Here is a 10,725-nt window from a genome sequence, read left to right on the forward strand (position 1 = left end):
CGGCCTTACGGGTGGCGAGAAAGGTTTATGAGACTATCTGCAAGTATCTCTCTCAAGAGGGACACAATGACTGGGTATAACTGCCGTCTCTTCGAAGAGATCTTCCTCTACTCGATCGGAGTAGACCGTGATGAGAACGGGTTCAGAAGACTGACCTTCGTAGGACCGGCCTTCATCTCGCATCGAGACAAATTGGGGATAACATGGGGATGGCTGAAAAGATGAAAAAGACAGAGGCAGTCTGCCTAATCAACATCGGATACAATCCAAAGCTGCTGCGCTAAGGGTTGGTCGATTCGTTTTCGGTCAAGGAAGAAGAGACAGTTCGAGATTCTCCTGTTGAGATCCACGGTGATTTGTGATATATTTTTGAGCGTGATTAGCGAATCCGATAATGGAAGGTTGATTCGAGATGAGCATATTCGATCTCAGCCGGCAGATCATCAGGGACTACGTCCGCTATGTGCAGAGCTTTCTCTCCATCAACGATGAGCGGGTGCGTCAGTTCGTTGAGGATGAGCTTATCCGTAGGAACACCCTCTGGCCGTTTTCATTATTCGGTGGGTCCATTGGTATATATATTCCAGCTTCGGTTCTACGTTGGAACGGTGAGTATGAAAATTAGAACTGGAGGTGTTAAATGAACTGGAAAGCGAGATGGATTTGGATGGAAGGCGAGGAGAAACCCAGGAATCTCTTCCTGATGTACCGAAAGAGCTTTAAGCTCGACGGTGAGATCGTATCCGCCTCCCTGGCGATCACCGCCGATAGCCGATACGTGCTCTACGTCAACGGCGAGAGGATCGGACAGGGCCCACCGAGGTCCTTCCCCTGGCGTCAGAACTACGATCTCTACGACATAACCCCATACTTAAGGATCGGCGAGAACCTCATCGCTGTGCTCGTCAATCATTACGGACACTCCACATTCCAGTATATTCAAGGGCGTGGCGGATTGCTCTGCCAGATCGAAATTGAAACTTCTGTCGCCAAAACGGTCATAGGAACCGATCGGACCTGGAAGGTGAAGCCATCCGAAGCCTTCGCCCGATTCGTGCCGCGGATATCGGTCCAACAGGCATGGGAGGAGCAGTTCGATGCGAGGCGAGAGCCCGCGGGTTGGACTGAAGGAAGCTTCGACGATTCAGACTGGGAGAACGCCCTCGAGATCGGAGATCCGGTATGTGAGCCCTGGACGGAGCTCGTCCCCCGAGATATTCCCCTTCAGACCGATGATGAGGTCGTCCCCGTTCGTCTGATGAAGGCGGAGGTGGTCAGATCCATACCCTATCACTGGACCGTGGATCTCGAACGATCCTTCTTCCCCGATAGATACGACTCCAACCATAAATCGGTGAGAGGGTTTCTGCTCTTCGAGATCCGATCTGAGGGCGAAAATGAAGTTCTTCTCAGGCGATCTCATCACGTCGTCGGCAAACTCAAGCTGAACGGCGAGGAGGTATCGGCGGGTGACGGAACAAGGTTACACCTGAGGAACGGTCGAAATATCATGCTCTTCGACGTCTCAGGCAGTTATCACCTGATGCAGTTCTCGCTCGGTTTGGAGTGTGAGGGGAAACTGCAGGCAGGTCGAATCGCCGTCATAGGTCCGATCCGAGACGACGAGACGTTCAGCCGAATTTGGGAGTCAGGCGACCCGGAGAAGGCACCTAGGGATCTGATCCGCGATGTGCCGGAGGAGGCGATCGCTAAAGTTGACGTCTGGTCGTTGACCTATTGGGACAAACCGGTGGTTGGAGTTGAGCCCAGGGTCGAAAACCCCGACGCCATGCTGACGCCGAACGACGAATGGTCAGTTATCCATCCGTCCGAGGGGGGAGATGTCAGGCTGCTGCTGGATTTCGGAAGGGAGCTTCTGGCATACACCGAGTTCGAAATCAATGCGCCGGAGGGAACGATCCTGGATTTCAACATGTTTGAAGGGATACAGGAGGGCGAGCTGCTGCTGACACATGGGCTGAACAACTCGTTCCGATATGTGTGCCGCGAGGGAAGACAAAGCTACAGAAGCTACGTCAAGCGGGGATTCCGATACGCCTATGTGGTGCTGCGCAACTTCAGCTCTCCGGTCAGGATAAGACACATCACCTCCAGGCTCAGCACCTATCCCACGCCCGAGCGGGGCGAGTTTTACTGTGACGACGATCGATTGAACAGGATTTGGGAGATCGGCGCCTATACGTTGAGGCTCTGTATGGATGATACCTATCTGGATTGTCCGGCCTATGAGCAGACGCATTGGGTGGGAGATGCCCGTAACGAAGCCCTGATCAACTGGGCGGCTTTCGGCGATCCCCGGATAACGGCGCACTGTCTGCTGCAGACGGCCGATTCCCTACGCCGCTCTCCCCTCCCTGAATCCCACGTCCCCAGCGGTTGGCAGGATATCCTCACCGCATGGAGTTTACTCTGGGTGATCTCCGTTCGGGAATACTGGCAGTTCACCGGCGACAGAAGCTTCATCGAGAGGATCTATCCGGCCGTTAAAATCACCTGCGATAACTTCATCGGCTATCTGAACAATGACGGATTGCTGGAGATAGAGGCTTGGAACATGCTCGACTGGGCGCCGATGGATACTCCTAGGGCGGGTGTCGTGGCACATCAGAACATGCTCCTGGTGAGATCTCTCAGGGAAGCTTCTGAGATCGCAGACCTGTTGGGAGAGGGAGATGGCGAGAGATGGAGAAAAGCGGCGGATGAGCTGAAAGAGGCCATAAACCGACATCTCTGGTCCCAGGAGAAGGGAGCCTTTATAGACTGCATACGCCCTGACGGCACGCCCAGTCCGATTATCAGCCAACAGACGAACACCATGGCCCTGCTATGTGACTGCGTCGATGGGGAGAGAGCCCGGAAGGTTAGAGAACTCGTGCTCGATCCGCCTGAGGGCGTGGTGACGGCCGGAAGCCCCTTCTTTATGTTCTTCCTCTTCGAACAGCTCGCCCGTGATGGAGAGATAGAGAGAATGCTCGATCTGACCAGGGAGAAGTGGGGATTCATGATAGACAAGGGGGCAACTACGTTCTGGGAGACCTTCCCCGGGTGGGCCGGAAAGAGATGGACGAGAAGCTGGTGTCACGCGTGGTCCTCCGCGCCGACATATTTCCTGAGCACCGAAGTTCTGGGCGTCTATCCTGAGGAGCCGGGATTTCAGACCGTGAGGATAGCTCCTAAACCTGTTGGATTGAACTGGTGCCGCGGCCGATTCCCGACCGTTCAGGGGGAAATAGACGTGGAGTGGAGGAAAGGAGAGGAAGGGTTCGAGCTCGTCTCACACGTGCCGGCGCGGGTTAAATCGCATCTCATCCTGCCCGCTCCCTATAAGGCGAGGCAGGTGAAGATCAACGGTGAGGAGGCCAGCCCTGACAGGCTTCCGGATGGTGTCGAAAGCCTGGAGATCAAAAAGGGGAAGGTCGAAATCCGACTCAGCAGGGGCGGAGAGTGGAATCTGAGTATCTCCTGAGGGAAGATGACCGGGATAACCCCATTGCCCCTATATCGGGGCTTATGATATACTTGGTTTGGATGCCATACACTGCTGAATGGGAGAATAGGAGGGATGTCCAGTGGCAGATGACCTTCTCATCAATCTGATAAAGCGGATTCAAAACTACGTGCACAGGATAGAACCCGTGCTCGATATCGTGGATCAGGCCAGATTACTGCTGGACAGACTTGAACAGGTGGAGCGCGTGGAATCAAGGATGGGACAGGTGAGGCTGATTGTGGACGCCGTGGATGATTTCCTAAAGGAGATACCCAGGATAAGAGGCGAACGGCGATCGTCAGAGTCAAACCTCTCTCAGCTGGCCCGGATGGCCGAATCGCTCTCCCCTGAGGAGATCGAGCGGCTGATGGAGATACTCTCCAGGAAAAAGAGGAATAGCCGTGAGTAACGGGTTAAGGTTCAGGTTGAGGTTAAGATGAAGGAATCTCAACCTGAACCTCCAACCGTAAGCGGATGATCCTCAGATGACGGGCCAGCCGGGCGTAGGTTCGGTTCGCATGGCCTCGATAGTATAGAGCTCATCGACCGTTACCTCGCGGCCGAGCTTCGCCGAAAGCAAGGCGCCGCTCATTATCTCCATCACTTTAACTCCGTCCTCGCCCGAGGATATCGGCTTGGCATCGCTCAGACAGGCGTTGAGGAAGTCGCCAAACTTGCCGGGATTGGGTATGTCCGGCACCTCCAGCTCTTTTTCGACCAGCTTCGCCCTATATCGGATCGGTTTGCCGGATTTATCCCTCTCCCATTCTCCCTCCTCTACGATGAGCGTCTCATTCCTGAAGGCCCCCTTGGAGCCGAAGATGAAGATGCCCTCGGACATGCCACTCATGTTCGTTACCCAACCGTTTTCAAACGTGAAGGTCATCCCGTTTGTAAACCGGACGAAGACGGTGACGTGTTCGTCGACATCATACACTCCGTCGCCGGTGTATCGGGGCTCCACCCCGTGGTACGCCGTCCCGCTTATCGTCTTGGGCTGGGGATCACCCAGGAGATAGAGAACTTTGTCGATCTGGTAGACTCCGATATCGTATAGGCCGCCTCCTCCGGCCAGCCTTGAATCGAGAAACCATTTGGAGAAACTAGGCATGTCCAGTCCGGGCCTTCCCCTCACCCGAAAGCTGGTCTGTCTGCCGTAGTAGACATCCCCCAGTCTGCCCGATGTGATGTATCGACGTATGGCGTAGTTCACCGCCCCTAACCTTGCACCACCGCTTTGGTAACCGAGCTTCACCCCTGCCCTGTTACATGCTTCGCACATCTCCCTGGCTTCGGTCGCCGTTCTGGCCATCGGTTTTTCACAGAAGACGTGTTTGCCCGCTTTGGCGGCCGCGATGGTGATAGGTGCATGGGCGAAGGGCGGTGTGCAAATGCTCACGGCGTCGATCCCCGGAATCTTCAGCAGCTCCTTGTAATCTGTGAACACCTTGACCTTGTCCTTGGCGTATTCGGCGAGAAGCCTGCTTCTCTCCTTCAACCGTTCCCTCTCTTCAGCCGTTTCGGCTTTTCTGGCCTCCTCGGCGAGCCGGCGAGACCGGTCCTCGGCTTCCGAGATCACCATGTCGGCTCTTTCTTTGGCGCTCTCCTCGATCACATCACACACCGCTAATATCCGGGCCTTCTCCGGCAGATCCAGATAGCCCTTGACATGGCTCCTCGATATCATACCACATCCGATAATCCCTATCCCAACCCTCTTGGACATAGCAAAGCTCCTCTTTTAGAGTTTCTCCCGATTCCCCATCAAGGAGACCGGTGGCGTTCAGGACAAAGGAAAATTTTATAGGATTTCGGCGGTTTAGACAAGCTTGAAATCCACTGATCGGAGTATCGACGGAAGTTGCCTGTATCACTCTCCCATTTACCACGGCAGAAACTCATCAACATAAGGTTTCCTATGGGGTTTCCTTTGAAAGATCCACACGAGGGTCATTCCGGCGGCGAATCCACCGATATGCGCCCACCAGGCCACGCCTCCCATGAGCGGGTTTTCAAAACCCAGCGAAAACAGCCCATTTGCAAACTGGAAGAGGAACCAGAATCCCAGAAAGAGCAGAGCGGGAATCTCAACGACCTGCAGGAAGATGAACACCGGCACTAAGGTCAGGATCCTGGCTGTCGGGAACAGCATAAAATATGCGCCCATCACGCCGGCAATGGCTCCGCTTGCCCCGACCATCGGCATGCCGCTTAAGGGATGGGTAAAGGTCTGCGCCATGGCTGCCGAAACGCCGCAGAGAAGATAGAAAAGCAGATATCTTCCGTGCCCCATCCTGTCCTCCACGTTATCCCCGAATATCCAGAGGAAGATCATGTTCCCGAATATATGCATCCATCCGCCGTGGAGGAACATCGAGGTAAAAACCGGAATGATCGCCTGGTGGAGGTTAAGGAGATCATGTCTGAGTATAAAGAGGAACCTCACCGGCACCAGGCCATAGCGCATGACCAATTCATTCACCCTCGGCCCCAGGGAGACCTCATACAGAAAAGCGATGGAGTTGATGAGGATCAGGCTGACGTTCGTCAGCGGGAAGGTGCGGGATGGTATGTTATCTCTGAGCGGAATCATATTTCACCTTTCGATGTCATCTCCTTTACCAATCGGAGGAGCACATCCGGTCTGTTGGAGCTGACGCCGTCCACTCCCTTTTCGATAGCGGCCAGCATCTCCTCCCTGGTATCGGGGTTCCATGCCCTGACCTCCAGCCCATGGCGGTGTGCCTCTCGAACATGCTCCTCCGTCAGGTGCTTGTGGTTTATCCCGACGCCGCATGCGCCCACGCTTAAGGCGATCCGACACATCTCCTCGGGCGATGGCGGCTCTCCGAAGATAACTCCAACCTTCAGATCTGGATCGATCTCCTTCACCCTCCTGAGCCTCTCGACGTGAAATGAGGTGAAGATAACCTGATCCTCCATTCCCCTCCTCTTGACCTCCTCGACCGCCTTCTCCTCAACTCCCTCTCCCTTGAGCTCCAGCAGCAGCTTTACCTTGTCCTTCACCAGATCTAGCACCTCACCTATGGTGGGTATCCTCTCACCCTCGCCGGCATCGAGCTCCCGTATCTCCTGGAGGGTCATCTCCGATACCCTTCCGCTTCCGTTCGTCGTCCGATCGACCGTCTCGTCATGTATTACGACGAGATAGCCGTCCTTGGTGAGATGGACGTCGCATTCGACGTAGTCGACGCCGAGCTCGATGGCATATCTGAATCCCCTGAGCGTGTTTTCGGGCTCGACCTTCGCCGCGCCCCTATGTCCCACCACGTAGATCATCCCTCACCTCTTCTCTAATCCAGGTAGACGGTTTTCCCCGTCTCGGCCGACTCGAAGGCGGCCCAGACGACCTGAAGGCTCTTTCTCCCATCGATCCCCGTAGCTATGGGCTCTTTGTCGTTGCGAACGCAGTCGAAGAAATGCCCCAGCTCCTCCACGAAGGCATCGTTGTTAGGGAGGGTCACGGTTTGGGACGTGCCGTCATGCATCCTGATCTGGAAGGAGGTGGTTCCGCCTGTGATTTTCATCGCCCCTTTCGTCCCGCCAACGCCGAGTTCATACCATCCGACCGGATATATCTGGCTCGATCCCAGGGCACCGATGGCCCCGTTCTTGAACTCCATGCAGATCCATATGCTGTCCTCGACATCCGTATCGGGGAAAGTTCCATAGTTGACGACCGCCTTGACCGAACCGACGTCGCCGGCTATCCAGAGCATCTGATCCAGCTCGTGTATGTAAGCCGAGTGTAATCCTCCGACCTTAACCCTTTCGAGCCTCCATTTCCCGATGCCGACGGGCGGTCTTCCCCCCATTCTAACGCTCTGAACGAGCTTGATCCCACCGATCTCTCCTTCGACCGCCCTGCGGCGCATTTCACGGTAATTCGGCTGAAACCGCCTGACGAAACCTATCATCAGCTTGACACCATTCTGTGCCGCCGCCTCGAGCATCCGATCGCATTCCTCAAGCGTGATGGCCATCGGCTTTTCGCAGAAGACGTGAGCGCCGGAGGAGGCTGCGTCGATCGTGATCTGCGCATGAGTATATGTGGGAGTGACCACCAGGACGCAATCCAGCTCGTTCTCCTCGAGCATCTTGCGATGATCGTCGTATGGCTTCACTTTCAGCTCATCCGCCAGGGCTTTGGCGCTTTCGAAGTTGACATCAGCCACCGCCACAAGCTCCTCGAGCTGGGCGGCTATCTGGGCTTCTCTTCTCCCTAATCCTCCGCATCCCACTAAGCCAACCCTGAGCTTATCACCTTCCATATCAGCACCTCAATCGTAATCTGGATTTCGCCTATATTTTAACATGTCGGGCATGACAACATCAAAATCATCGGAAAAACCACAGATGTCACCTGACGATCGAACGCCAGCTTAGAAAGGAGCCGGCGGCGATAAATAAGCTGCCGAGCCATAGGCTAGCTCCCGGCATGATCCTGAGATAGACACAGCTCACCGCCGTCGAAAGGAGCGGCGTTAGGTATGAGCAGATGCCCTTGCATCCTGCACCGGGATGCTTTAAGATTACCCGAACAGATAGATTACCCTGAGAGGAGAGAGATGTCAAATAAGGAGAAGCGACCGAATATCATCGTGATCACCACCGATCAACAGCGCTATGACACCTTAGGCGTGATGGGGAATGAGATCGTCAAAACACCAAACCTCGATACGTCAGCGGCGCGAGGTGTGCTGTTCAGCCATGCCTATGTGCAGAGTCCCATCTGCATCCCAAGCCGCGCCTGTCTGCATACGGGACGTTATATACATCAACACGGCGTTCAGTATATGGAGGAGGTTATAGACACAACTCCGCCGTTGCCGCCGTGGGAGAAGACCTTCATGGAACGGCTTCAGGAATCGGGGTATGTGACCGGCGCCGTTGGCAAGATACATATGATGCAGCCTAAGGGATATGACGAGATGATCCTAACGGGCGGCAAAGGCGCTCGATGGACACGATCGGAAGGCTTGCCCATCGGACCGGCGCCGCTCCACTACGTCAATCCGACCTACACCGGACCGACCTATAGGGAATGGCTTGAGGCACGTCATCCGGGCGGATATGAGAAGATCTACGAACAGCGGCGACTTCCTGAATACAAAGAGAATCTGACGGCGATCGTTAATGTGCTTTCGGAGGAGGAGTACGTGGATTACTGGATCGCCTCCCAGGCCATCGATTTCCTCAAGAGACATGGGAATTCCCTGCCGTTTTTCCTCTGGATCGGATTCTGCGGCCCACATACTCCTTTAGATCCACCTCGTCGTTACGCGGAGATGTACCCGATCGAGAAGATGCCGCTTCCGAAAACCTATCTCGCGGATCTGAGCGACAAGCCAGAGTTCCTGCGACACAGGAGGAATAGGCGGTTTACCGGCGAGGATACGACCTTAATCCGACGTTGCATCGCCCACTATTATGCTTTGATCACGCTGATCGACGATCAGATCGGGCGTATCTGGACGGTGCTTGAGGAGACCGGCCTCGCGGAAGACACTATAATTATCTTCACCTCCGACCATGGCGATATGCTGGGGGATTTCGGTATGATGGGGAAGGCCAATTTCTATGAGCCGGTGATACGGGTGCCCACCATCCTCGTTCTTCCATCTCGATTTAAACGGGTGGTTCATCGCTTTGACGGTTTAGTCGAGACGATGTCCCTGGCCCCAACGGTTCTCGATTATGCCGGCATCGATCGGCCGCCGGAGATGACGGCTAAAAGTTGGCGTTCCATCGTCGAGGGAGAGGCTGATGGTGAGACGGCGATCCTATGCGAATATGTCTCCAATGATCGGAAGCTCAAGGCCAAGTGTGTGCGGACCGATCGTTACAAGCTCGTAAGCTGGGGAGGAGGCGTTGGAGAACTCTACGATCTTCAGGAGGATCCTCTCGAGCTGCGTAATCTCTACGATGACCCGGAGTACCTCTCTCTGCGCGATGAGATGAAGGATATCCTACTTGAGAGGTTAGCCGAGTCGGAGATGCCGCCGTATACGCAGTGGTTGGAGGAACTACCCGGGCATGTCCTCAGGGCGTAGACCGAGGAGCCTAAGGGCGTTGTGACCCAGGATAAGGCGTTTCTCGTCGTCAGTTAAGTCGGTATGAAGCACGGCCTGAGGCCATAGCCCCTCGCTGCCATAGAGGATCTTCTCCGCTCCGATAATGCGCGCCGCATGCGTGATGAGCATTTCAGGCGAGATGGGAGGCAGCATTCGGCGACAGAAGAAAGGCAAAAAAGCGGTGTCCAGATATATGTTCTCGTGCTTTTCCGCCAGGATCAGAGCCTTGTAGTGATAATTGCCGCCCATATGGGCGATGCATATTTTGAGATCGGGGAAGTCAAAGGCCACCTGGTCAAGCGGAAGAGGATCGGTGTATCGGGCCAACATCGGTACCCCCAGCTCATATTTAAACCCCAGTTTGACGACGCCCGCATGCCAGGTACAGACCAAACCCAACTCAGAGCAAACCTCATAGATCGGATAGATCCGACGATCATCGGCGAACCAATGCTGATCCATCGGCTGGAATTTGATGCCGCGCACGCCCCACTCCTCAACGGCTCGGCGTAATCGCCGCGGTTCATCGCTCAGATCTCCGGTGGCGTCAACCCAGTAGAAGGGGATGAATTCATCGGGTTTTTCCCGGGCCATTCTCACGGCCTTGGTCATGGCGCCCGTGCCGACGGGCAGCAACACCGACATGTCGATGCCCATCTCGGCGTTTTTCTCCGAAACGGCATCGCTTGGATGTTCATGAAAATTAACGACGAAGTAGTCCCGCATAGTTACCTCCACAGGTAGTCCGGGGAGATCGATTACCCCTGGGCTCTCGCTATCTTTAACCTACAACTGTCTTCATATTCGCCGGCGTGTGAGACACATCATATCACTTGTGGATAAGAATGTCAATAGCTTGATATTACCGATCCTAGCGTCGCCCTCGGTTTCTCCCTGTTTCATCCCCTCGGCAGGTTCAAGTTCAAATCATGAGTTCACGCGGAGGGCGGAGATCCTCAATCGGCATGGGTTTAAGGTCGAGACGATAAAGGGCAGATGTTCGAGAAGTTGACAACCGCCCGGAGGAGGTATATAATCAGTACCTGAGAAAAGTCATATCCGGTTCATCGCAGAGCCATCTCTCGGCAATGAGACGGAGCATACAGCGCCATAGATCCC

At 54.8% G+C, this 10,725-nt stretch carries 10 protein-coding genes; 5 read left to right on the forward strand and 5 right to left on the reverse strand.

Translation table 11 applies throughout. The features are described from left to right. Positions 1 to 66: 66 nt before the first annotated feature. The 4 genes from J7M22_08385 (at position 67) to J7M22_08400 (ending at position 3,920) form a co-directional block, all read left to right on the forward strand. Positions 67 to 225 (forward strand): hypothetical protein, encoded by a 159-nt coding sequence (locus J7M22_08385; protein ID MCD6506626.1) that lies wholly within the window; start codon positions 67 to 69, stop codon positions 223 to 225. Positions 226 to 412: 187 nt separating this feature from the next. Next, positions 413 to 625, forward strand: a complete 213-nt coding sequence (locus J7M22_08390) for a hypothetical protein (GenBank protein ID MCD6506627.1) — start codon at positions 413 to 415, stop codon at positions 623 to 625. 15 nt (positions 626 to 640) lie between these two features. After that, entirely contained in the window at positions 641 to 3,487 is a 2,847-nt protein-coding gene (locus J7M22_08395) for a family 78 glycoside hydrolase catalytic domain (protein ID MCD6506628.1), read from the forward strand. 103 nt (positions 3,488 to 3,590) lie between these two features. Then, the gene (locus tag J7M22_08400; protein MCD6506629.1) at positions 3,591 to 3,920 is read left to right on the forward strand and encodes a hypothetical protein; all 330 of its coding nucleotides are present in this window, start codon (positions 3,591 to 3,593) and stop codon (positions 3,918 to 3,920) included. 72 nt (positions 3,921 to 3,992) lie between these two features. Here the strand turns inward: J7M22_08400 and J7M22_08405 are convergent, their stop codons facing one another. The 4 genes from J7M22_08405 to J7M22_08420 form a co-directional block, all read right to left on the reverse strand. After that, entirely contained in the window at positions 3,993 to 5,237 is a 1,245-nt protein-coding gene (locus J7M22_08405) for a Gfo/Idh/MocA family oxidoreductase (GenBank protein ID MCD6506630.1), read from the reverse strand. 156 nt (positions 5,238 to 5,393) lie between these two features. Further along, entirely contained in the window at positions 5,394 to 6,104 is a 711-nt protein-coding gene (locus J7M22_08410) for a rhomboid family intramembrane serine protease (protein MCD6506631.1), read from the reverse strand. Continuing rightward, entirely contained in the window at positions 6,101 to 6,811 is a 711-nt protein-coding gene (locus J7M22_08415; GenBank protein ID MCD6506632.1) for a glycerophosphodiester phosphodiesterase, read from the reverse strand. Before J7M22_08415 ends, J7M22_08410 begins: the two co-directional genes overlap by 4 nt. Before the next feature lie 14 nt (positions 6,812 to 6,825). Beyond that, a complete protein-coding gene (locus J7M22_08420) occupies positions 6,826 to 7,803 on the reverse strand; it encodes a Gfo/Idh/MocA family oxidoreductase (protein MCD6506633.1) in 978 nt (325 codons plus the stop codon). Positions 7,804 to 8,100: 297 nt separating this feature from the next. Here J7M22_08420 and J7M22_08425 point away from each other — a divergent pair, with 297 nt between their 5' ends. Then, the gene (locus J7M22_08425) at positions 8,101 to 9,585 is read left to right on the forward strand and encodes a sulfatase-like hydrolase/transferase (GenBank protein ID MCD6506634.1); all 1,485 of its coding nucleotides are present in this window, start codon (positions 8,101 to 8,103) and stop codon (positions 9,583 to 9,585) included. Here the strand turns inward: J7M22_08425 and J7M22_08430 are convergent. Further along, positions 9,559 to 10,332, reverse strand: coding sequence for an amidohydrolase (locus J7M22_08430; protein MCD6506635.1), 774 nt, complete (start codon positions 10,330 to 10,332; stop codon positions 9,559 to 9,561). The two genes, J7M22_08425 and J7M22_08430, sit on opposite strands and share 27 nt — an antisense overlap. Between the last annotated feature and the right edge of the window lie 393 nt (positions 10,333 to 10,725).

The sequence above is a fragment of the Candidatus Poribacteria bacterium genome (genome assembly GCA_021162805.1).
Lineage (GTDB): Bacteria > Poribacteria > WGA-4E > B28-G17 > B28-G17 > JAGGXZ01.